The following is a 21,561-nucleotide window of genomic DNA, read 5'->3' on the forward strand; positions in this document are numbered from 1 at the left end:
AGCGCAGCTTTGATGCTTGATCGGCGGCTGCAAAATTATCTATAAAAACCAGCAACGCCATCCGCGCATGGCCAACAGGTATAGAGAACAGGAGACAGCATGCTGGACGCTGCACCCATCCGCACCGACTGGACCCGCGAGGAAGCGGAAGCGATTTACAATAAGCCATTCATGGACTTGCTGTTTCAGGCGCACACCGTGCACCGGCAGTATTTCGACCCCAATCAGGTGCAGAAATCCAAGCTGCTCAGCATCAAGACCGGCGGCTGCGCCGAGGATTGCGCCTATTGCTCGCAGTCGGCGCGCAACGGCGCGCAGCTCTCGGCCTCCAAGCTGATCGAGGTTCAGCGTGTGATCGCCGAGGCCAAGAAAGCTAAGGAAGGCGGCGCCACCCGTTACTGCATGGGCGCCGCCTGGCGCTCTCCCAAGGACCGCGACATGGCGGCTCTGGAGGCGATGGTGCAGGGCGTCAAGGACCTGGGTATGGAAACCTGCATGACCCTGGGCATGCTGGACGAGGAACAGGTGTTCCGCCTGCGCGACGCCGGTCTCGATTATTACAACCACAACATCGACACCTCGGAGCGCTACTACTCCGAGATCATCACCACCCGCACCTTCGCCGACCGGATCGACACCCTGAACCGAGTGCGCGAGGCGGGCATCAAGGTGTGCTCCGGCGGCATCGTCGGCATGGGCGAGCAGCAGCTGGACCGTATCGATATGATGCTGGCGCTGGCGACGCTGGAGGTGCACCCGGATTCGGTGCCGGTCAACATGCTGATCCCGATCGCCGATACGCCGCTGGCCAATGTCGAGAAGCTGGACCCGATCGAATTCGTCCGCTCGGTTGCTCTGGCCCGCATTCTGATGCCGAAATCGCACGTGCGCCTGTCCGCAGGCCGCACCGATATGTCGGACGAGATGCAGGCGATGTGCTTCTTTGCCGGGGCCAACTCGATCTTTGTCGGCGACACGCTGCTGACTGCCGACAACCCCGAAGAGGACAAGGACCAGCAGCTGTTCGACCGTCTGGGCATCACCGCCATGGCCGCGGGCTGCGACGGCAGCCGCTGATGGCGGGCGCCTTCCCCAGGCATGAGAAATCGCTGGAAGCGCTGCGCACGCGCGGACGCTACCGGCAGCTGATGCCGCGGGAAGGGCATGACTTCGCCTCCAATGACTACCTTGGGCTGGCGTGCAGCGATGTGATGCGCGCCGCCGCAGCCGATGCGCTGGCGCGCGGTGTGCCGGTGGGGGCAGGCGGCGCGCGCCTGCTGCGCGGCAATGACGCGGAACACCAGCTTCTGGAGGCTGAGGCAGCGGAGTTCTTCGGCACCGAGGCCGCGCTGTTCATGGGCGGCGGCTTTAATGCCAATCAGGCGATCTTCTCTACCCTGCCGCAACTGGGCGATCTGGTGCTCTATGACGCGCTGATCCATGCGAGCACTCACGACGGAATGCGGCTGGGCCGGGCGGAGACCCGCAGCTTTGCGCATGGCGATGTGGAAGACGCGGCGCGGGTGCTGAAAGAGTGGCGCGCGGCGGGCGGCACCGGTCAGGTCTGGATCGCGGTTGAGGCGGTTTATTCCATGGACGGCGACCTCGCGCCGCTGGACGCGCTGATGGCACTGGCCGATGCGGACGGCGCAGTGCTGGTGGTGGATGAGGCGCATTCAACGGGCGTGTTCGGCGATTTGGGCCGCGGGCTGGCGTATGAGATCGCGCACCGGCCAAACGTCCTGAGCCTGCACACCTGCGGCAAGGCGCTGGGGGCCTCCGGCGCTTTGATCTGCGGTCAGCGGGTGCTGATTGAGACGCTGATCAACAAGGCGCGCGGGTTTATCTTTGCCACCGCCCCGTCACCCTTGAACGCGGCACTGGTGCGGGCGGCCTTGCAGGAGCTGCAGCAGAACCCAAGCCGCCGCGAGCAAGCGTGGCAGGGGATCACCCATGCCCAAGGTGAAGCCAAACGCCTGTGCGGGCTGGAGGGTTTCCAAAGCCAGATCCTGCCGGTGGTGATCGGTGACGACAAGCGCTCCATGGCGCTGGCCTCCGCTATGCAGGCCCGCGGCTATGACATTCGCGGCATCCGCCCGCCGACCGTGCCACGCGGCACCTCGCGGCTGCGGCTGTCGATCACGCTGAACACGGGGGCAGGGGTCATCACCGCGATGTTCGAAGACCTCGCCCGGGAAATGGAGAATGGGGCATGAGCGCGCTGATCGTCACCGGGACCGATACAGGCATTGGCAAGACCGTCTTCTCGGCCGGCCTGGTGCAGGCCCTGGGCGCAACCTACTGGAAGCCGGTGCAATCCGGACTGGAAGAGGAGACCGACAGCCAGATCGTCTCCCGCCTGTCGGGCCGCCCGGCGCTGCCTGAAGGGTATCTTCTGCAACTGCCAGCCTCGCCGCATCTGTCGGCAGAGGCCGAGGGCGTGGAGATCGACCCGGATTCGCTGTCTTTGCCTGAGGCCGATGGCGTGCTGGTGGCCGAAGGCGCAGGCGGGCTGATGGTGCCGCTGAACCGCAAGGTGCTGTATCTCGATCTGTTCGCCCGCTGGGGCGCGCCGGTGATCCTCTGCGCGCGGACCCAGCTGGGCACGATCAACCACACGCTGCTGTCGCTGAAAGCCCTGCGCGATGCGGGCTGCCCGGTTGCGGGCGTGGCCTTCATCGGCGACGCGGAGCCGGCGGTGGAGGAAACCATCTGCCAATTCGGCCAAGTGGCGCACCTGGGGCGGCTGCCGGTGCTTGGCGAGCTGACCTCTGACGCGCTGGCCGTGGCCTTTCAGGCCAGCATCCGGGTGGACCTGATCAAGGAGGTGCTGTCATGAGTGCCGCAGACCTCACCCAGCTGGAGTTTGACCAGCAGCACCTCTGGCATCCCTACACCAATGTCGCCAAGCCCGGTCCGACGTTCGTCGTGAAGGAGAGCGAGGGTGTTTACATCACTCTGGACGACGGTACCCGGCTGATCGACGCCATGTCGTCCTGGTGGTGCATGATGCACGGCCACAAGAATCCGGCGATCACCAAGGCCATTCACGACCAGCTCGACACCCTGCCGCATGTGATGTTCGGCGGGCTGACCCATGACCCGGCGATTGACCTGGGCCGCAAGCTGCTGGAGATCACCCCCGAAAGCCTCACGCGCATTTTCTATTGTGATTCAGGCTCGGTCTCGGTCGAGGTGGCGATGAAGATGGCGGTGCAGTACCAGCACGCGATCGGCCAGCCGGATCGCAAGGAGTTTGCCACCATCCGCTCCGGCTATCACGGCGATACCTGGAAGGCGATGAGCGTTTGCGACCCGGACACCGGCATGCACCATCTGTTTCAGGGCGCGCTGAGCGTGCAGCATTTCGTCTCCCGCCCGCCGAACCGCATTAATGAGGACTGGAATGACGACCCGGCGCAAAACGGTCTGGGAGAACTGCGTGCCGTGCTGGAAGCCAACGCGCAGAAGATCGCAGCCTTCATTCTGGAGCCCGTGGTGCAGGGCACCGGCGGCATGTATTTCTACCACCCGGAGTATCTGAATCAGGCGCGTGCAATGTGCGATGAGCTGGGCATCCTCTTGATCTTCGACGAGATCGCCACCGGTTTCGCCCGCACGGGCGAGCTGTTCGCCACAAATTTCTGCACCGTCGAGCCGGATATCATCTGCCTCGGCAAGGGCCTGACCGGCGGCCATATCTCTTTCGCCTGCACCATGACCAATGACCGCGTGGCCGAAGGCATCGGCGGCGGCAATCCCGGTTTGTTCATGCACGGGCCGACTTACATGGGCAACCCGCTGGCCTGTGCGGCCGCGAAGGCCTCGCTGGACCTGCTGACCGGCCAGGACTGGCGCGGCACGGTGGCGGCTATCGGCGAGCAGATGGAGGCGGAGCTGGCGCCTGCGCGCGGCCTGCCCAATGTGGCGGACGTGCGGGTGCTGGGCGCCATCGGTGTGATTGAGATGAAGCACCGGGTTTCCGCAGACGAGGCGCACGCCCGCGCGCATGAGATGGGCGTCTTCCTGCGCCCCTTCGGGACTAACATCTACACCATGCCGCCCTTCATCACGGCGCCGGATCAGCTCAGCGAAATCACCGCGGGCATGCTGCGGCTGGCGCGGGAGCTGTAGGCATGGAATTCCGCTGGCTCAAACACAACAGCGCAGCCGAGGCCATCGTGGTCTTTGGCGGCTGGGCTGTGGGGCCAGAGGTGTTCTGGCATCTGGATGGCCCGCAGGACATCCTGTTTGCCAGCGGTTACAGCGATCTGAACGCGGAGCTGCCGGACCTGTCGGGCTATGAACGGATCAGCCTGCTGGCGTGGTCGTTCGGCGTGGCGGCCTATGCACACTGGCAGCAGGGGCGGCCGGATCCGTTCCAGCGCAAGGTGGCGGTGAACGGCAGCCTGAAACCGGTGAACCGCAGCGCGGGCATTCCGCCCGCGGTCTTCCGCAAAACGGCTGAGACGCTGAGCCTGGAAAGCTTTCAGAGCTTCCTGACGCGCGTCTTCGGGCAGCCTCAGCCCCCTGAGCCGCTGGATGCGGACGCGCTCCGGGCTGAGCTGCTGGCAGTGGAGCGGCGCGGCGACGCTCCGCAAACGCGGTTCGACCGGGTCTGGATCAGCACCGGCGACAAGATTTTTCCGCCCGCCAACCTGGAACGGGCCTGGGCGGGGCAGGCAGTCAGCCTGATCGACGCGCCGCACGCGCCATTCGGCCAGTTCGCGGCGTGGGAGGCGCTGTTGCAATGAAAGACATGACGCCTCCTCAGCTGGACCAGTCGCGGGTCCGGCAAAGCTTCCGCCGCGGGCTGCAAAGCTATCACCGCACCGCCTCGGTGCAGGCGGATATTGCCGCACGGCTGGCAGACTTGCTGCAGGCCCAGGGCGCGCCCGGGCAATTCGAGACTGCTTTGGAATTCGGCTGCGGCACCGGCCACCTGACCCGGCAGCTGGTGCAGCGGTTCGAAATTGGCAGCCTGCTGCTGAACGATCTGGTGCCGGAAGCGGCGTCCGCCTTGCAGGATTTCGGGGGCGCTGCGCCGGTTCAGGCCCGGTTCAAAGCCGGGCCGGTCGAAAGCCTGCCGCTGCCGCACGGGCTGGATCTGATCGCCTCGGCCTCCACCGTGCAATGGATTCCGGACCTGCCGGCGCTGACGGCGCGGCTGGCGGCACGGCTGAAGCCCGGCGGATGGCTGGCGCTTTCGGGCTTCGGGCGCGGGCAGTTTCGCGAGCTGGCGGCGTTGGGCTCCGCGGCCGCCGCGCCCAGCTACCTGGATGCCGCGGAGTGGCGGCCGGTGCTGCCGCAATGCCTGGATCTGCTGGCGGTCAAACAGGCGCCGGTGGTGCTGGAATTCGACAGCGCGCTGGCGCTGCTGCGGCATTTGCGCCAGACCGGCGTCAACGGCCATGCCCAGCAAAGCTGGTCCCGCCGGCATCTGCGCGACTTTGAGGACGCTTACCGGGCGCGGTTCGGCTGCGATGGAAAGCTGCCGCTGACCTATGATCCGGTGCTGCTGGTGGCCCGGCGCACCGCCTGACCGGTTGGCGCTGTTCCCGCGGCGCGATGCGCGCTTGAAGCAAGTTTTAGGCTTTTTTCTATTCTTTCGCGAAGCCGCCCCGCCGCAGCGTTAATCTTTGTCAATGTCCCCCTGTTATGCCGGACCCTGAGCTGCGCCTGCGCGCGGCACGTGGGAAGACTGGCAGTACGGGAGTGACGCCAATGAAAGTCAAAGCGTTTACGGCAGCGCTGGCGGCGCTGGCAGTTTCGGGGGCCGTTGAAGCGGCCGATATGGGGGATGTGGAAACGCCCATCCGCCTGTCGCTGAACAATTGGACCGGCCAGCGCCTGTCGACCTATATCGCGGGCGGGATGCTGGAGGAGGCAGGCTATACGGTCGAATATGTCGAGGCGGATCAGGGCGCCTTGTACGAGCAGATTGCCACTGGCGAGCTGCATGCCATGGTGGAGATCTGGACTACCAGCAATCCCGACGAATACATCGCAGCGCGGGAGGCTGGCCGGGTAGAAGAACTGGGCGACCTGGGGCTGGATGCACGCAACGGCGTGGTTTACCCGCCCTATGTGGCGCAGATGTGCCCGGGGCTGCCCAACTGGGAAGCGTTGCGTGAGTGTGCCAGCATCTTCTCCGAAGACGGCAACGGCAAGCGCGGGCGCTACCTGGCCTATCCGGAATCCTGGGGCTCGCCCGGGGCGGACCGGATCCGGGCGCTGGATCTGCCGTTTGACGTGGTCGCGGCCGAGTCCGAGGCGGCGATGATCGAGGAGTTCCAGCAGGCCTACAAGGACAAGCGCCCGGTGATCGCCACCTTCTGGGCACCGCACTGGGCGATGTCATCTTATGCGCTGCAATTCGTGCGGTTGCCCAAGCCGGAGCCGGCCTGCTACAGCGACCCGTCTTGGGGGCCGAACCCAAAGGCCACCGGCGATTGCGACTTTGCCCGCGGCGGCGTGGTCAAGGCCAGCTGGTCCGGCTTCAAGGGCCGCTGGCCCGCAGCCCATGAAATCCTCAAGAACTACGAGCTGAGCATCTGGGACCAGCAGCCGCTGATCGGGCTGGTGGATGTGCGGGGCGAGACCGTCCAGGGCGCGGCCCGCGGCTGGCTGGCGGTGAACCGCGCCAAGTGGATGCCAACGGTCGAGGAGGCCACCGGCAAGGGCCGTTCCTGATCGCGGGGGCAGCCAGGCAATTTGGTGATTAAATCTTCGGAACAGCGCCTCTGCGATGCGGGGCGCTGTTTTCGCATTCAGCCTTGCGGCTTGTGCCTGGATGCGCCGCCGCGTAAGCCCGGCGAGGGCGGGGAAAGTGATTCCGGAACTTGTGTGTTTGCACAAAAACTTGAACCGTCAATCAAAATATTTTGCCGTTTGCGACGCAATTGCTCGACAAAGTGTCGTAATATGTTCCAATACTTGCATTATCCCCGGCCACACTTGGCTCATGGGCGCCGCTGACAGAAACACGGCCGGCTGAAATGCCAGTCAGGTGCCATGAACCGTCGGGTTCCAAAAGACGCGCCACAGCCGGAAACAGGCGGCGCAAAAGGATAATGACAGGGAGTATTGAGATGACTTTCAAAGGATATGCGCTGGCACTGGGCGCAGCCGCGATGACTGTGGCTGCGGGCATCGCCTCGGCCGCTGAACTGGGCGACACCAGCAAGCCGATCAAGCTGGCGGTGAACGAATGGACCGGCCAGCACGTGACCACCCACATCGCGGGCGAGATGCTCAAGGCTGCAGGCTATGACGTCGAATATGTCTCTGCGGGCATGATGAACCAGTTCCAGGCGATTGCCGATGGCGACATCCACGCGACGCTGGAAATCTGGTCCTCCAACGTTTCCGACGAATACGCCAAGAAGATCGAAGAAGGCACCGTGGTGGAGCTGGGCGACCTGGAGCTGAACGCCCGTGAAGGCATCGCCTATCCGGCGCATGTGGCGGAGATCTGCCCCGGCCTGCCGGCCTGGGAAGCGCTGAAAGACTGCGCGATGCAGTTCGCCACCGCCGAAACCCTGCCCGAAGGCCGCCTGGTGGACTACCCCGCTGACTGGGGCACGCCGGGTGCGGACCGCATGACCGGTCTGGGGCTGCCGTTCAAGGCTGTGCCTGCTGGCTCCGAGGCGGCGCTGATCGTCGAGCTGCGCGCCGCGACCGAGCGCAAGACGCCGCTGCTGATCACCTTCTGGCAGCCGCATTGGGCGATGTCCGCCTATGACGTCAAGTTCGTCGACCTGCCGCCGGGCGAGGACGCCTGTTTCAGCGATCCGGCTTGGGGCCCGAACCCCGATGCGGTGAACGACTGCGACTTCTCGCCTTCCCGCATCTTCAAGGCCGCCTGGTCCGGGATGGAGGAAACCTGGCCCGCAGCCTATGAAATCCTGTCGAACTACACCCTGGCCGTGGAAGACCAGCAGCCGATGATGGGCGCGGTCGATGTGGACGGCGGCAAGGTCGAAGAGGTGGTTGCCGAATGGATGGCCGCCAACGAGGACAAGTGGCGCCCGGTTGTCGACGCCGCCACCAACTGAGCCTTGCCCAGTGAGCGGCTCTGAAACGCCTGCCATCACCTGCCGGAATGTCTGGCAAGTGTTTGGCAACAATGCAGGCAGCGCCTTGAAGGAGGCGCTGTCGCGGCACGAAACACCCGAAGCGGCAGCTCAGGATCTGCGCTCCAAGGGGCTGATTCCGGCGGTGCAGGACGCCTCCTTTGACGTGAAGGAGGGGGAGCTGTTCGTGATCATGGGGCTGTCGGGCTCCGGCAAGTCGACCCTGATCCGCTGCATCTCGCACCTGCTGCACGCCACCGGCGGCGAAATCCGTATCGATGGCGAGAACATCGTCGAGGCCAGCCCCAAGCGGCTGATCGAGCTGCGCCGCAAGAAGCTGGGCATGGTGTTCCAGCACTTCGGCCTGTTCCCGCATATGACCGTAGCCGACAACGTCGCCTACCCGCTGCGGGTGCAGGGGGTGAAGAAGAAGCAGCGCCTTGCCAAGGCGCAGGAAGTCATCGAACTGGTCGGCCTCGGCGGGCGCGAAAAGAACTACCCGCGCGAACTCTCCGGCGGCCAGCGCCAGCGCGTCGGCATCGCCCGCTCGCTGGTGGCGGATTGCTCGGTCTGGTTCCTGGATGAGCCGTTCTCGGCGCTGGACCCGCTGATCCGGCGGCAGCTGCAGGATGAGTTCCTGGAGATCCAGGCCAAGCTGAAGACCACCATCGTTTTCATCACCCATGACATCAACGAGGCGCTGAAACTGGCTGACCGCATCGCCATCATGCGCGACGGCAAGGTCGTGCAGATCGGCACACCCGCCGACATCGTGCTGCGCCCGGTCGATGACTACGTGCGCGAGTTTTCCAAGGACGTGGCCAAGGGCCAGCACGCGCATGTGTCCTCGGTGATGCAGCCGGGCGAACACCATGTTTACGGCGCCGACGATCCCGGCCTGCGCCAGGACATGACGCTGGATGCAGCCCTTGCGCGCTGCATGGAGCTGTACGAGCCTGTGCCGGTCCGCACGGATGACGGCAAGCTGGTCGGCGTGGTGAACCCTGCGGATCTGGCCGCGGCCCTGCAGGTGGAGCAAGAGTGATGGCGGGTCTTTCGAAAGGCTCCATTGCGGCGCTGATCGCAGCGGCGGTAGGCGCCCTATGCCTTCTGCTGGAAAGCAGCCTGCCGTGGCTGGTGAAATTCCCGGCCGCCTGGGTGCTGCCCGCAACCGATTGGGTCGGGGCCGCCATGGAATGGTTTCTGGCGCTGATCAAACCTGCGGCGCGCAGTTTCTCGGCGCTGATGTTCTACCCTATGGAGGCCGCCAATTATGTGCTGAGCCACACGCCCTGGCCTCTGGTCATTTGCGCCACCACGGCGCTGGCCTGGATGCTGGGCGGCGTGCGCATGGCGCTGATGGCTGTGGTTGGCCTCGGCTTTGTGCTGGCGTCGGGCTATTGGCCCGAAAGCATGAACACCCTGGCGCTGGTTGCCGTCTCAGTGCCGCTGGCGCTGATCATCGGCGGCGGCATCGGTATCCTCGCCAATGAATACCCCAGGATCCGCCAGCCGGTGCAGGCGGTGCTGGATATCATGCAGACGGTGCCGACCTTTGCCTACCTGACGCCGCTGCTGGTGCTGTTCGGCTTTGGCCCGGTGGTCGGCCTCATCGCCTCGGCCATTTATGCCGCCCCGCCAATGGCGCGCAACGTGCTGTTGGGGTTGGAGCGGGTGGAGCCTGAGATCAAGGAAGCCGCCGTCATGTCCGGCGGCACCCGCCTGCAGCAGTTGTTCCAGTGCGAGATCCCCTCGGCCGGGCAGCAGATCATGGTGGGTGTCAACCAATGCCTGATGGCGGCTTTGTCGATGGTGATCATTGCGGCCGTGATCGGCGGCTTTGACGACATCGGCTGGGAGGTCCTCTTGACCATGCGCAAGGCGCAGTTCGGGCAAAGCCTGCTGGCCGGTCTGGTAATCGTGATCTTCGCGATCCTGATCGACCGGATGAGTGGCACCCTGACTCAGGACCGGCGCAACAGACACGACCCGCGCGTTGCCTGGGGCATTCTGGCACTGGGCGCGGCAGTAAGCGCAATCTTTTGGAGCCAGCTTCAGCAGCCCGGCACCTATGCCCTGTTCAACCCGGTCGCGGATAGCGTCGACCGGGGGCTGTCGGCCTTCACCAGCGCCAATGCGGAGGTTCTGACAGCGCTGAAAAACAACGTGCTGTTCTACGTGCTGCTGCCGCTGCGGATCGGATTGGATCAGGCTGTGCTGCCCTTCACCTGGGGCTTTGCCTGGACCCCGGTGATGAGCCTGGGGCTGTTTGCAGCAGGCGCTGCGGCGGCGGTGGTTTTTGCCCTGCGCGGCCAAATTGCGCTGGGCGTGATGCTGCTGATTGCCGCCGGAATGCTGGAAACCGGCATCTCGCAGTTGCCTTGGCCCTTTGTGCTCGCCGGGGCAGGGGCCTTGGCCTGGGTCGCAGGCGGGCGCGGGCTGGCAATCCTTACTGTGGTGCTCTTGGGGACCATCCTTCTCTCCGGCCTGTGGGAACGGGCGCTCTTGTCGCTCTACCTCTCCGGCGCTGCGGTCTTTGCCTGCGCGGTGCTGGGCGGAGCGGTTGGCCTGGCCTCTGCGGTGTCACCCGGTGTCTGGCGCGTGGTGCGGCCGGTCTGTGACATGCTGCAGACGATCCCGCTGTTCGTGTTCCTGATCCCTGTGCTGATGGTGTTCCAGATCGGCGAGTTCTCCGCCTTCCTGGCGATCATCGCCTATGCCATCGTCCCGATGATCCGTTACACCCGGCACGGGCTGGTCTCGACACCGGATGAGATGATCGAAGCAGCCACCGCCTCTGGCGCAACCACGTGGCAGATGCTCAAGGACATCCGCGCGCCTTATGCGGCGCCGTCGATCCTCTTGGGGCTCAACCAGACCATTCTCTATGCCTTTGCGATGCTGGTGATTGCGGCGCTGATCGGCACCACTGGCCTGGGCCAGTCGATCTACCTGGCGCTGGGGCAGGCGGACGTGGGGCTGGGCATCTCCGCCGGCGCGGCGATGGCGATCCTTGCCTTGATTGCCGACCGCATGGTGCAGGGTTTTGCAGAGGAGCGGCGCAAGGCGCTGGGTCTGTAGCGATCCTGAAAACCCTTAAAGAAGGGCGCCCCAGCGGCGCCCTTTTTTGATCTGGGGCAACGTTTTATACTGCCCGCCCGCCTATAGCTGCACGCAAGACTGATATATATCCGGAGAAACCCCATGGGCTGGCTTGAATTCACCGCCGCGCTGATGCTGTTCCTGGCCAGCCACGCCATTCCCGTGCGCCCGCCGGTGCGGCCTTGGCTGGTCAGCCGCATGGGGCTGCGCGGCTACATCATTGCCTACAGCCTGTTGTCGCTTGCGATCCTGGCCTGGCTGGTCGTGGCCGCCGCCCGTGCGCCTTACGTAGGTGTGCTGCCCTATTGGGAGGGGTTCCGCTGGGTGCCTTTGCTGGTGATGCCTCTGGCCTGCCTGCTGGCGGTCGCGGGGATGATGCGGCAGAATCCGTTCAGCTTTGGCGGGTTGGGGCTGCGCGCCTTTGATCCGGCTGACCCCGGCATTCTGGCCGTCAGCCGCCATCCGCTGCTGGCGGCAATGGCGCTCTGGGCCGGGGCGCATCTGTTGGCCAATGGCGACCTGGCGCATGTGATCCTGTTCGGGCTGTTCGCGGGCTTTGCCTGGATCGGCATGGTGCTGATCGACAGACGCAAGCAGCGCCAGATGGGGCAAGGGGAATGGAACCGCCTCAGCCGCAACACCGCGCGGCTGAACCCCGCCCGCTTGCGGCCCGCGGCCGCTGAGGCCGGGCTCGCGGCAGCGGTTTTCCTGGCGCTCCTGATCCTGCACGCACCGGTCATCGGCTACTCCCCGCTGCCCTGGTAGGGGTTGACCCCGGACGCCGCATGACCACCTATGAAATCTGACGACACTGGAGATTTAGACCGATGCACCTGGCCTATGTGATGACCGAAGAGCGCGGCGCCACCGACCGCCTGCTGAGCGAACTGGCCGAACGGCTGCAGGCCAAGGGCCTTCGCCTGGCAGGCATCGTGCAGACCAACGTGGAATGCTATGACAAGGAGCTCTGCGATATGGATGTGCGGGTGCTGCCGGACGGTGAAACCATCCGCATCTCGCAATCGCTGGGCGCAGGCGCCCGCGGCTGCCGCCTGAACCCTGAGGCGCTGGAACAGGCGGTGGGGCAGGTCTCTGCATCGCTGCAATCGGAGCCGGCGCCGCAGCTGCTGATCGTCAACAAATTCGGCAAGCACGAGGCCGATGGGCGCGGCATGCGCCCTATCATCGGCGAGGCCCTGGCGCTGGGCATCCCGGTGATTTCCGGCGTCAACAAGATGAACGTGGAGCCGTTCCAGGCCTTTGCAGATGGTATGGCGGTGGCGGCGGGCCCGGATCTGGACGCGCTGGCCGAATGGGCAGAACAGGCCGTGGCCGAAACTGCCTGACCGGCGGATTGCCTTTTCTAATCAAACGGAAAGCCCGCGCAGTTCACGCGGGCTTTTTGCAGCGTGCCACAGCGTGCGGCCTGTTCAGCCTGCTGCTGAACCACCATCGTCTGATCTGAAAAAAGAGAAGATGGTGGGCGACCCTGGAATCGAACCAGGCGTGCGTCTCCGCGAGGGAGTTACAGTCCCCTGCCACACCTTGCGGCCTGTCGCCCACTGTCAGTTGCGTGTTGCACCTGATGTGGAGGCGTGATTACTAGCAGGCCAAACGGGCGTCAACAGGAAAATCGCAAGTTTTTCGCACGCCTCGAAAATTCTTTCTGCCGGAGAGCAAAATGTCCAAGAAACCCAAATGGGTCGTCGAAAAAGAGCAGGCCAAAAAGGCCGCCTCAGCGGAAACCGTGTGGCTGTTCGGGCTGCACGCGGTGCGCGATGCGCTGCTCAATCCCAAGCGGGAAAAACTGCGCCTGATGGTGACGATGAACGCTCAGGCAAAGCTGGCAGACGCCATTGAAGACTCCGGTATTGAGGCCGAGGTGATCGACCCGCGCAAGTTCAACCCGCCGATTGATCCGCAGTCTGTGCACCAGGGCGCAGCGCTGGAGGTGAAGCCCTTGAACTGGGGCGGGCTGGCCGAAAACTGCATTGGCCGCGAGGCCCCGCGGGTGCTGCTCTTGGACCGGGTGACTGACCCCCATAACGTCGGCGCCATCCTGCGCTCGGCTGAGGTGCTGGGCGCCAGCGCGGTGATCGGCACCCGCCACCATTCGGCTCCCGAAACGGGGGCGCTGGCCAAGACCGCCAGCGGCGCGCTGGAACGCCAGCCCTACCTGCGGATGCGCAATCTGGCCGACACCATCTCCGAACTGCAGAACATGGGCTTTATCGTGCTGGGCCTGGACGGCGAGGCAGAAGCGACCATCGAGACCGCGCTGGACGGTAAGCAGCACCTGCCGGTCGCGCTGGTGCTGGGGGCCGAGGGCCCGGGCCTGCGCCAGAAAACCAAGGAGACCGTCGATCAGCTGGTCAAGATTGATGCGGCAGGCGGATTCGGCTCTCTCAACGTGTCCAATGCTGCGGCGATTGCGCTTTACGCCTCGATTGCACGCTAGGCGGGCCCGGCCCGTCACGGGGTGATCACATCTGCGTATCCTCCCTTTGCAACAGCAGGCCGCTGCGGCAGAGTCGGTGGGCTGCTGACTGTATGTGAATGGAGAAAAACGTGGCTCTGCGCCTGCTGGTTATGGCTGTTGCGGCGATGTTTCTATCGCTCCCCGGTTCGCTCCGGGCGGATGGGGCGGAGTCGGCTGTGTTCTCCTCTCGCGCAGGGGTCGCTATTGGCGGCTATGATCCGGTCGCGTTTTTCGAACAAGGCATCGCCGAGCCCGGGCGGCGCGGCAATGCGGTGATGTGGAAGGGGGTCGTGTGGCGCTTTGCCTCGGCCCGTAACCAGGCCCGTTTCGAAGCCAACCCGCGCGCCTATGCGCCGGCCTTTGGCGGGTATTGCGCCTTTGCAATGTCCCAGGGCAGGCTGCTGGACGGCGACCCGCAGCTCTGGGCGATCGTGGACGGCGAGCTGTACTTGCTTAATAATCCACAGGCCCACGGAGCCTGGGCCGCCCGCCGTGGTGAGTTGATTGCCCAGGCGCAGCTGCACTGGCCGGTGATTCTCCGCAAATAGCCCGTCACCTCACGTTTTCGCGAGGGGGGCTTTTATTTTTCTGACTGTGACCCATATTCAATACAGACTGCGGAGTGGAACCACCGCAGATCTTTTTCACTGTCCCTCGTTCCATACCTAGCGCCCGGTTCATCCGGGCGCTTTTTTATTTGGACGGCGGCGAATCCGGCTTTGCGCCGGTGCACCGCAAGGCTAGGGTGCGCGGCATGGAAAACTACAGCGACGAGCATCTGAAAAAGGTCCTGCAGCGCACCAAGGTGGTGGCTGTGGTCGGGGTTTCGATGAACCCGGTGCGGCCCAGCTATTACGTGGCGCGCTACTTGGGCCTGAAGGGCTACCGGGTGATCCCGGTGAACCCGGGCCATGCCGGCAAGCGGCTGTTCGGCGAGACGGTGCGCGCAGGCCTGTCTGAGATAGATGCGCCGGTTGATATGGTCGACATCTTCCGCCGCTCCGAGGCGGTGCCGCCGATTGTGGACGAGGCGCTGGAGGCGTTTCCGAAGCTGCAGACCATCTGGATGCAGATCGGAGTCGCGCACGCAGAGGCCGCCGCCAGGGCTGAGGCGCGCGGCGTCACCGTGATCCAGAACCGTTGCCCCAAGATCGAATACCAGCGCCTGTTCGGCGAGCTGCGCATGGGCGGCTTTGCCACCGGAATCATTTCCTCGAAACTGTGACGCCTGCGGCAGGGCAGGGCGCTCCCGCCCGCTCCAGCCGTCCTGCAGGACGGCCGTCACGGTTGGGCCCGGCGCCGCTGCGCCTCCCGTGACCCGCATCCAGAGGCGCAGCCCTGCTTAGGATCAGCCCTTGGGGCGCCCGGCCTTCTCGGCAATGCCGCTGAGGCCCTGGCGTTCCGCCAGCACCTGCAGCACATCGTCCAGCGCCACGTCGCGGGCGGCTAGCATCACCAGGAAATGATAGAGCACGTCGGCCCCTTCGGACGCGAGCTTGGCCTTGTCATTCTTCACCGCCTCAATGATGGCCTCAATGGCCTCCTCGCCGAATTTCTCGGCGCATTTTTCCGGTCCTTTGGCCAGCAGCTTGGCGGTCCAGCTGGTGTCCGGATCAGCGCCCTTGCGGGACAGGATGGTGGCTTCAAGATCGTGCAGCAGGCTCATCGCATGCCCCTCAGTTCAGCCGCATCGGGATGCCGGCGGCGGCCATGTGTTCCTTGGCTTCCTGGATGGTGTATTCGCCGAAGTGAAAGATCGAGGCCGCCAGAACCGCGCTTGCGCCACCCTTGGTCACGCCCTCCACCAGGTGATCCAGATTGCCGACACCGCCCGAGGCGATCACCGGCACGTCCACGGCATCGGAAATCGCCTTGGTCAGCGGCAGGTTGAAACCGGATTTGGTGCCGTCGCGGTCCATAGACGTCAGCAGGATTTCCCCCGCGCCCTTGGCCGTGACCAGCTTGGCAAATTCCACGGCGTCAATGCCTGTGGGCTTGCGCCCGCCGTGGGTGAAGATTTCCCAGCGGCCCGGCTCAACCGTTTTGGCGTCGATGGCGCAGACAATGCACTGGCTGCCGAACTGATCCGCGGCCTCGGCAATCACGTCCGGGTTGGCCACGGCGGCCGAGTTGAAGGAGACCTTGTCGGCGCCTGCCAGCAGAAGCGCCCGCACGTCATCCTTGGTCCGGACCCCGCCGCCCACCGTCAGCGGCACAAAGCACTGCTCAGCGGTGCGCTGCACCACATCGAACATGGTGCCGCGGTTTTCATGGGTCGCGTGAATATCGAGGAAACAGATCTCATCCGCGCCGGCCGCATCATAGGCCTTGGCCGATTCCACCGGGTCGCCCGCATCGCGCAGGCCGACAAAGTTGACGCCCTTGACCACGCGCCCGTCGGCGACGTCGAGACAGGGAATGATACGGGTCTTCAGCATGATGCCGTCCATTTCAAACTGCTTGGCCCCGTGGGTACGCAATGCCTGCGGCAAGCGCAACAAATATGGCAGCGGCTGCGCGATTTGGTCCGGGACGCGGGTGCGATCCGCGCGAAACCGCCGGAACCGAGCAGTCTCGCAGTTGTGAATTGCCTGGCCGGAGCGGTTGCCCCGATCATGATCAGATGTCCCTGAATTTGGAGCAGCTGTTATGACAAAGAGCATTTTCCTCGCCGGAGCCATCGCCCTCGCCACCGCACTGCCGGCTGCCGCGGAACTGGTGACCGTGCAAAGCCAGAAATCCGTTGGTGAGACCATCGACGCGCTTCAGGCCGCGGTTGAAAACGCAGGCGCCACCGTCTTTGCGCGTGTGGACCATGCCGCAGGCGCGCAAAACGCGGCGCTGGAGCTGAATCCGTCCCAGTTGCTGATCTTCGGCAACCCCAAGCTGGGCACTCCGGCGATGCAGGCAGACATGCGGGCGGGGCTCTACCTGCCGCTCAAGGTGCTGGCGTATGAGGATGGGGACGGCCAGGTCTGGCTGACTTATCAGGATCCAGGTGAAATGCTCTCTGGCCTCGATATCCCGGCTGATGCGGCGTTTATCGCCAAGATGCAGGGCGCCCTGGGTAAGCTGACCGCAAAAGCAGCCGAGTAGGCTTAGCGCCGCGCTGCCAGATAGCGTGACAGCGCAATTGCCAGCCCCCACAGCAGCCCGGCCCCCATGGAGACCGGGCCAAAGATCAGCGGCCCCCAGGCGGCAAGGACCCCCAGGGTATAGGCCGCCTCTCCCAAGTCGCGGCCCAGCACCACGCAGGGGTTGGCAAAGCCTTCGTGGATTTCGCAATCAAAGCCAAACCCCAGCAGCATCACCGCGGCAATGCACAGCAGCCACAGGACGATGGGCCCTATAGTCAGTGTCGCGAGGAGTCTGCGGACAAGGCGCATGAGGTTTCCAATTGCCGGGCGCGACGTCAGGCCTTCAGAACCGCCAGCGCCTCATTCAGGTCTATGGCCCCATCATAGAGCGCCCGGCCAGAAATCGCGCCATTAAGCGGCGCGCCGCAGGATTTCAGCGCCCTGAGGTCGTCCAGAGAGGACACGCCGCCAGAGGCAATCACAGGGATGCTGACCGCATTGGCCAGATCAGCGGTGGCCTCCACATTCGGACCCTTCATCGCGCCATCGCGCAGAATGTCGGTATAGATGATCGCGGCAACGCCCGCGTCCTCAAACGACTTGGCGAGGTCGGTGACCATCACGTCGGTCTCCTCGGCCCAGCCCTTGGTGGCAACCTTGCCATTGCGGGCGTCGATGCCGACCGCGACCTTGCCGGGGAATTCCCGCGCCGCCTCGCGCACCAGGTCCGGGTTCTCCACCGCCACGGTGCCCAGGATGACCCGCGCCAGACCCTTGCCGATCCAGCGCTCGATGGTGGCCATGTCGCGGATGCCGCCGCCCAGCTGCGCGGGCACCTTGGTCTGCTTCAGGATCTCCTCAACCGGGGCCGCGTTCACCGGCTCGCCGGCAAAGGCACCGTTGAGGTCCACCAGATGCAGCCACTCGCAGCCCGCCTCGACGAACTCCAGCGCCTGCGCAGCGGGGTTGTCGTTGAACACGGTGGTCTTGTCCATCTCGCCATGCAGCAGGCGCACGGCCTGGCCGTCTTTGAGGTCAATCGCGGGGTAGAGGATCATCCGGGCGGTCCTTCGTGAAATCAAGCTGGCGGTGTTTTGCACAACGTAAGGGCAGATTGCAACGCGACCCGAAGTCAACCTTGCCTCAAACGCCGCATCAGGGACAGGCTGCCTGAAAAACAGGGAGGAAATGGAATGAAACATCTATTGGCAGGTATGGCCTTGGCTCTGGGTTTGGCAGGGGCCGCTGCGGCGGATCCGGTTCTCGGTGTCTGGAAAACGGAACCCGATGACGGCTCCTACGCCCATATCCAGATGGCGAAATGCGGCGCCGCGGTCTGCGGCAAGATTGCCCGCACCTTCAACAGCGGGGGCGAATACAAGTCCCCGAACCTCGGCAAGACTCTGGTGATCGACATGGTGCCGAACGGCGATGGCTCATACGAGGGCAAGGTCTGGCGGCCGTCCAACGACAAGATTTACATCGGCAAGATGGCAGTGACGGGCAACAGACTTGCCTTGCGCGGCTGCGTGGCGGGCGGGCTGATCTGCTCCAAGCAGACCTGGACCCGGATCAAGTGAACCGCTGAGGGGCTGTCTTTACAGCAGCCCCAGCTGCACCGGGATCGGCGCATAGCCGCGCTTCAGCTGCCGGTCCCGGAACCCTTCAAAAATCGCCAGCGCCTCTGCGTGACCGGCGAAATAGGTCCGCTTCTGCGCCCCGCCCGGCGCGTTCAGCGGCCCCGAGACACGCTCAACGCACCAGTCGCCGAACAGCGTCGGCGTCAGGCTCAGCAGGCAATAGCGGTGCTTGCCTTCGGTGTGGTCGTATTTCTCGAAACGGATGTGCAAGGAGGGGGCCGCAGTGACAAAAGGTCCGCCCCGTATGCCTCGAAGCGGACCGCTTGTCTATTGCTCAAACAGGTGAATTGTACCGGCCCCCGCGGCAGTTGCGGTGCTTACACCTCGCCGGTGTATTCGCCGCGCGCCGGGTAGTTGTTGGGGATCGCGAAATCCAGCGCCGCCACCAGTTCCGCGAAATGCGGGCGCACAAACGGCATGGTCTGGACTGAGCCGTAGTACAGCGTCTGCTCCGGCGTCACCATGAACAGGCCGGGTTCCGCAAACAGGTCCGGTTCCTCGATTCCGATCGAGGTCTTGCCGCGCGAGGTGGAGATATAGAGCCCCCAGTCGCGTGCCTCGGACAGCGGCAGGTCATAGCCGAACCGCAGCTCCTTGGCCTCGATCTTGTCCGCCATGGCGCGGGCGCGCTCCTCGCCGTCGGTGCTGATGGCGATGCAGTTGACGCCTCGCTCGGCAAAATCCGGAACCTTCCTTTCGAACTCCTTCAAGTAGGTCGCGCAGATCGGGCAGTGCAGCCCGCGGTAAAAGCAGATCACTGTGCCTCGTTCGGCAGTCTCAGAGGACAGGTCGAACCGGCCGTGGTCCAGCGTCGGCAGGGACAGGTCCGGGGTTTTCTGGCGGGGAATCAGCATGGGCAGGGTCCTTGTGAACGGTGTGAGTGGTGGTGCGTGAGTGGTGGTCTTGTTCAAAGGTATCGCGCAGTTTAAGGTCTCATAAATCCGAAAAACCTGATGGGAACACCGGAAGTCATGGACCGCCTCACCACCTTGATGGACCGATTCCAGCTCGCAGTACAGGCCGCGGCGCCGGGGGAGGCCAATCTGGCCGCGGTGGCTGACGGCACCGGCGCGCCGGTGCGCATCCTCTACTGCACCAAAGCGGCGCTGGAGGGGCTGGACCCTGGCACGGTCATGTGGTCCGCGCGGGTGGAGTGGTCCGGGCAGAGCAACCCGTTTCTGGCCGCCTTGCCGCCGATGGTGGAGTACGGCGTCGCCGGAAACCCCGAGGCGCAGGGCCTGGTGCGGCTGATGCAGGAGGAAACAGAGGGCCAGCACTGCGGCGCGCAGTCGGTGATCAACCGGCTGGGCGAGGTTCTGATGGTGCGCCTGCTGCGCAACCAGATCCGGAAAGGCGCGACTGAGCCGGGACTGCTGGCCGGTCTCGCGGATCCGCGCCTCAGCCGGGCCATCGTGGCGATGCATGATCATCCCGGCCGCCTTTGGACCAACGCCGATCTGGCGCAGGAGGCGGGATTGTCGCTCTCACGCTTTGCGGAGCTGTTCGCGGCGGAAGTGGGCGAAACCCCGATGGGCTACCTGCGCCGCTGGCGCCTGATCCTGGCGCATCAGGACCTCGTGCGCGGCGACCGGGTGGAGGCTGTGGCGCGCCGCTACGCCTACGCCAGCCCCGAAGGCTTCACCCGCGCCTTCCGCAAGGCGTACGGCGTCGCGCCGGTCTCCTTGCGAACCGCTGCTGCTTGAACGCCGCAGCTTTCATCTTTCCCAAAGTACTCCCGCCGGAGGCCACGGCGCGCCAGCGCCGTCCCCTTAGGGTTTCCAGGTCAGGAAATTGCCGATCATCCGCAATCCGGTGGCCTGGCTTTTCTCCGGGTGGAACTGCATGCCGACCATCGTGTCCCGGCCGATCACTGCGGTCACGTCGCCGGCATAATCCACATGCGCCAGCCGCTCCGCCGGGCTGGCCACTCGGAAGTGGTAGGAATGCACGAAATACACGTGATCGCCGCTTTCAATCCCGTCAAACACCGGGTGCGCATGGTCGATCACCAGGTCGTTCCACCCCATGTGCGGCACCTTCAGGGCCGGGTCGGCGGGCGTGATTTTCACCACATCGCCGCCGATCCAGCCCAGGCCCGGAGTGTCCTGATACTCGTGCCCGGTGGTCGCCATCAGCTGCATGCCGACGCAGATTCCCAGGAAGGGCCGGCCCTTCTGCTCCACCGCTTCGACCATAGCATCATAAATGCCCTTGTGGCCGCGCAGTTCTGCCGCGCAGGCCGGAAAGGCGCCGTCGCCCGGCAGCACCAGCCGGTCGGCGCGTGCCACAACATCGGCGTCAGACGTCACCACAACCTCTCCCGCATCCATCTCCCGCGCCATGCGCTGGAACGCCTTTTCAGCGGAGTGCAGGTTGCCGGATTCGTAATCGATAATCGCGGTCAGCATGTCAGAGCGCACCTTTGGTGGACGGAATCGCATCCGCCTTGCGCGGATCGGTCTCCACCGCCAGCCGCAGCGCGCGGGCCACTGCTTTGAACGCCGCTTCGGCAATATGGTGGCTGTTGAACCCGTGCAGCTGGTCAATGTGCAGGGTAATGCCGCCATGGGTGCTGAGCGCCTGGAAGAACTCGCGCACCAGTTCGGTGTCGAATGCGCCGATCTTCTGGGTGGGCAGCTCCACATTCCAGATCAGGAAGGGGCGCGCCGAAAGATCCAGCGCGCAGCGCACCTGGGCGTCATCCATCGGCAGATGGCACTCGCCGTAACGGCGGATGCCCTTCTTGTCTCCCAGCGCCTGCACCAGCGCCTGACCCAGCGCAATGCCGGTGTCCTCCACCGTGTGGTGGTCGTCGATGTGGTAATCGCCCTTGGCGCGGATGGTCATGTCGATCAGCGAATGGCGCGCCAGCTGGTCCAGCATGTGATCAAAGAAGCCGACGCCGGTCTGGTTGTCATAAACCCCGGTGCCGTCGAGGTTGATCTCGACCGAAATATCGGTTTCCGCGGTCTTGCGGGTCACTTTGGCGGTACGCATCAGCGGCTTATCCTTCGTCATGCTGCCAGAACTTTAATTCTGCCTGGGCGCTTATAGGGCGGGCAGGGGGCACGGCTCAAGTGCGGCATTGTGCATGGGGGGCAATCTGTTGCGGCAATCCCGGCCTTTTCCCGGTCTCTTGCGCCCGGATGCGCCGCATGCGAGCTTGGGCGCAAATCCGTGACCATTCA

General features: G+C 64.5%; 26 protein-coding genes and 1 tRNA gene. 18 read left to right on the forward strand and 9 right to left on the reverse strand.

Annotated features, from left to right (window positions below):
• The first annotated feature begins 99 nt into the window (after positions 1 to 99).
• From bioB to ACTRWG_RS08520, 12 genes are all read left to right on the forward strand, one after another.
• Complete coding sequence (bioB, locus tag ACTRWG_RS08465; protein WP_008556688.1) at positions 100 to 1,077, forward strand: biotin synthase BioB; 978 nt, start codon at positions 100 to 102, stop codon at positions 1,075 to 1,077.
• The gene (locus tag ACTRWG_RS08470; RefSeq protein WP_027236961.1) at positions 1,077 to 2,216 is read left to right on the forward strand and encodes an 8-amino-7-oxononanoate synthase; all 1,140 of its coding nucleotides are present in this window, start codon (positions 1,077 to 1,079) and stop codon (positions 2,214 to 2,216) included. The genes bioB and ACTRWG_RS08470 overlap by 1 nt, the downstream gene beginning before the upstream one ends.
• Positions 2,213 to 2,839, forward strand: a complete 627-nt coding sequence (gene bioD / locus ACTRWG_RS08475; protein ID WP_027236962.1) for a dethiobiotin synthase — start codon at positions 2,213 to 2,215, stop codon at positions 2,837 to 2,839. Before ACTRWG_RS08470 ends, bioD begins: the two co-directional genes overlap by 4 nt.
• Complete coding sequence (bioA, locus tag ACTRWG_RS08480; RefSeq protein WP_027236963.1) at positions 2,836 to 4,134, forward strand: adenosylmethionine--8-amino-7-oxononanoate transaminase; 1,299 nt, start codon at positions 2,836 to 2,838, stop codon at positions 4,132 to 4,134. The genes bioD and bioA overlap by 4 nt, the downstream gene beginning before the upstream one ends.
• A 2-nt stretch (positions 4,135 to 4,136) precedes the next feature.
• Positions 4,137 to 4,754 carry a pimeloyl-ACP methyl esterase BioG family protein gene (locus ACTRWG_RS08485; RefSeq protein ID WP_027236964.1) on the forward strand — a complete coding sequence of 206 codons (618 nt, stop codon included), beginning with the start codon at positions 4,137 to 4,139 and terminating at the stop codon, positions 4,752 to 4,754.
• Complete coding sequence (gene bioC, locus ACTRWG_RS08490) at positions 4,751 to 5,542, forward strand: malonyl-ACP O-methyltransferase BioC (RefSeq protein ID WP_027236965.1); 792 nt, start codon at positions 4,751 to 4,753, stop codon at positions 5,540 to 5,542. Before ACTRWG_RS08485 ends, bioC begins: the two co-directional genes overlap by 4 nt.
• A 182-nt stretch (positions 5,543 to 5,724) precedes the next feature.
• Positions 5,725 to 6,693, forward strand: a complete 969-nt coding sequence (locus tag ACTRWG_RS08495; RefSeq protein WP_027236966.1) for an ABC transporter substrate-binding protein — start codon at positions 5,725 to 5,727, stop codon at positions 6,691 to 6,693.
• Between the two features lie 398 nt (positions 6,694 to 7,091).
• Positions 7,092 to 8,057 (forward strand): ABC transporter substrate-binding protein, encoded by a 966-nt coding sequence (locus tag ACTRWG_RS08500; protein ID WP_027236967.1) that lies wholly within the window; start codon positions 7,092 to 7,094, stop codon positions 8,055 to 8,057.
• A 10-nt stretch (positions 8,058 to 8,067) separates the two neighbouring features.
• Positions 8,068 to 9,120, forward strand: a complete 1,053-nt coding sequence (locus ACTRWG_RS08505; protein WP_027236968.1) for a quaternary amine ABC transporter ATP-binding protein — start codon at positions 8,068 to 8,070, stop codon at positions 9,118 to 9,120.
• A complete protein-coding gene (locus ACTRWG_RS08510) occupies positions 9,120 to 11,156 on the forward strand; it encodes an ABC transporter permease (RefSeq protein ID WP_036797462.1) in 2,037 nt (678 codons plus the stop codon). Before ACTRWG_RS08505 ends, ACTRWG_RS08510 begins: the two co-directional genes overlap by 1 nt.
• 123 nt (positions 11,157 to 11,279) lie before the next feature.
• Positions 11,280 to 11,942 (forward strand): NnrU family protein, encoded by a 663-nt coding sequence (locus ACTRWG_RS08515; protein WP_027236970.1) that lies wholly within the window; start codon positions 11,280 to 11,282, stop codon positions 11,940 to 11,942.
• Positions 11,943 to 12,004: 62 nt separating this feature from the next.
• Positions 12,005 to 12,523 carry a DUF2478 domain-containing protein gene (locus ACTRWG_RS08520; protein WP_027236971.1) on the forward strand — a complete coding sequence of 173 codons (519 nt, stop codon included), beginning with the start codon at positions 12,005 to 12,007 and terminating at the stop codon, positions 12,521 to 12,523.
• Between the two features lie 131 nt (positions 12,524 to 12,654).
• Here the strand turns inward: ACTRWG_RS08520 and ACTRWG_RS08525 are convergent.
• Positions 12,655 to 12,738 (reverse strand) — tRNA-Tyr (locus ACTRWG_RS08525).
• Positions 12,739 to 12,858: 120 nt separating this feature from the next.
• Between ACTRWG_RS08525 and rlmB the strand changes: the two genes are divergently transcribed.
• The 3 genes from rlmB to ACTRWG_RS08540 all read left to right on the forward strand — a co-directional run bounded on the left by rlmB (position 12,859) and on the right by ACTRWG_RS08540 (position 14,881).
• On the forward strand, positions 12,859 to 13,635 hold the full coding sequence (gene rlmB / locus ACTRWG_RS08530) for a 23S rRNA (guanosine(2251)-2'-O)-methyltransferase RlmB (RefSeq protein ID WP_027236972.1): 777 nt from the start codon (positions 12,859 to 12,861) through the stop codon (positions 13,633 to 13,635).
• A 110-nt stretch (positions 13,636 to 13,745) separates the two neighbouring features.
• Complete coding sequence (locus tag ACTRWG_RS08535; RefSeq protein ID WP_259966910.1) at positions 13,746 to 14,204, forward strand: YHS domain-containing (seleno)protein; 459 nt, start codon at positions 13,746 to 13,748, stop codon at positions 14,202 to 14,204.
• A gap of 206 nt (positions 14,205 to 14,410) precedes the next feature.
• Positions 14,411 to 14,881, forward strand: a complete 471-nt coding sequence (locus tag ACTRWG_RS08540) for a CoA-binding protein (protein WP_027236974.1) — start codon at positions 14,411 to 14,413, stop codon at positions 14,879 to 14,881.
• A gap of 123 nt (positions 14,882 to 15,004) precedes the next feature.
• On the opposite strand, the gene ACTRWG_RS08545 is transcribed toward ACTRWG_RS08540, so the two are convergent.
• Together ACTRWG_RS08545 and hisF are read right to left on the reverse strand one after the other, a co-directional pair.
• Positions 15,005 to 15,322 carry a phosphoribosyl-ATP diphosphatase gene (locus ACTRWG_RS08545; RefSeq protein WP_027236975.1) on the reverse strand — a complete coding sequence of 106 codons (318 nt, stop codon included), beginning with the start codon at positions 15,320 to 15,322 and terminating at the stop codon, positions 15,005 to 15,007.
• Positions 15,323 to 15,332: 10 nt separating this feature from the next.
• On the reverse strand, positions 15,333 to 16,094 hold the full coding sequence (gene hisF / locus ACTRWG_RS08550) for an imidazole glycerol phosphate synthase subunit HisF (protein WP_027236976.1): 762 nt from the start codon (positions 16,092 to 16,094) through the stop codon (positions 15,333 to 15,335).
• Between the two features lie 211 nt (positions 16,095 to 16,305).
• Here hisF and ACTRWG_RS08555 point away from each other — a divergent pair, with 211 nt between their 5' ends.
• Positions 16,306 to 16,752, forward strand: a complete 447-nt coding sequence (locus tag ACTRWG_RS08555) for a DUF302 domain-containing protein (RefSeq protein ID WP_027236977.1) — start codon at positions 16,306 to 16,308, stop codon at positions 16,750 to 16,752.
• A 2-nt stretch (positions 16,753 to 16,754) separates the two neighbouring features.
• On the opposite strand, the gene ACTRWG_RS08560 is transcribed toward ACTRWG_RS08555, so the two are convergent.
• Both ACTRWG_RS08560 and hisA read right to left on the reverse strand, forming a co-directional pair.
• Positions 16,755 to 17,042, reverse strand: coding sequence for a hypothetical protein (locus tag ACTRWG_RS08560; protein ID WP_027236978.1), 288 nt, complete (start codon positions 17,040 to 17,042; stop codon positions 16,755 to 16,757).
• 26 nt (positions 17,043 to 17,068) lie between these two features.
• Positions 17,069 to 17,791 carry a 1-(5-phosphoribosyl)-5-[(5-phosphoribosylamino)methylideneamino]imidazole-4-carboxamide isomerase gene (gene hisA / locus ACTRWG_RS08565; RefSeq protein ID WP_027236979.1) on the reverse strand — a complete coding sequence of 241 codons (723 nt, stop codon included), beginning with the start codon at positions 17,789 to 17,791 and terminating at the stop codon, positions 17,069 to 17,071.
• Between the two features lie 135 nt (positions 17,792 to 17,926).
• On the opposite strand from hisA, the gene ACTRWG_RS08570 reads away from it, so the two are divergent.
• Complete coding sequence (locus tag ACTRWG_RS08570) at positions 17,927 to 18,313, forward strand: DUF2147 domain-containing protein (protein ID WP_027236980.1); 387 nt, start codon at positions 17,927 to 17,929, stop codon at positions 18,311 to 18,313.
• 18 nt (positions 18,314 to 18,331) lie between these two features.
• Here ACTRWG_RS08570 and ACTRWG_RS08575 read toward each other — a convergent pair whose 3' ends face one another.
• Positions 18,332 to 18,583: a WGR domain-containing protein gene (locus ACTRWG_RS08575; protein WP_027236981.1), complete on the reverse strand. Its 252-nt coding sequence runs from the start codon at positions 18,581 to 18,583 to the stop codon at positions 18,332 to 18,334.
• 107 nt (positions 18,584 to 18,690) lie between these two features.
• Positions 18,691 to 19,227, reverse strand: a complete 537-nt coding sequence (locus ACTRWG_RS08580; protein ID WP_027236982.1) for a peroxiredoxin-like family protein — start codon at positions 19,225 to 19,227, stop codon at positions 18,691 to 18,693.
• 117 nt (positions 19,228 to 19,344) lie between these two features.
• On the opposite strand from ACTRWG_RS08580, the gene ACTRWG_RS08585 reads away from it, so the two are divergent.
• Positions 19,345 to 20,076, forward strand: coding sequence for an AraC family transcriptional regulator (locus ACTRWG_RS08585; RefSeq protein ID WP_027236983.1), 732 nt, complete (start codon positions 19,345 to 19,347; stop codon positions 20,074 to 20,076).
• A gap of 66 nt (positions 20,077 to 20,142) precedes the next feature.
• Here the strand turns inward: ACTRWG_RS08585 and hisH are convergent, their stop codons facing one another.
• Positions 20,143 to 20,781, reverse strand: a complete 639-nt coding sequence (hisH, locus tag ACTRWG_RS08590) for an imidazole glycerol phosphate synthase subunit HisH (RefSeq protein WP_027236984.1) — start codon at positions 20,779 to 20,781, stop codon at positions 20,143 to 20,145.
• A gap of 1 nt (position 20,782) precedes the next feature.
• Positions 20,783 to 21,370: an imidazoleglycerol-phosphate dehydratase HisB gene (gene hisB, locus ACTRWG_RS08595; RefSeq protein ID WP_027236985.1), complete on the reverse strand. Its 588-nt coding sequence runs from the start codon at positions 21,368 to 21,370 to the stop codon at positions 20,783 to 20,785.
• Positions 21,371 to 21,561 lie beyond the last annotated feature (191 nt).

It is taken from the genome of Leisingera sp. G5_S3_59_S7, assembly GCF_054968485.1.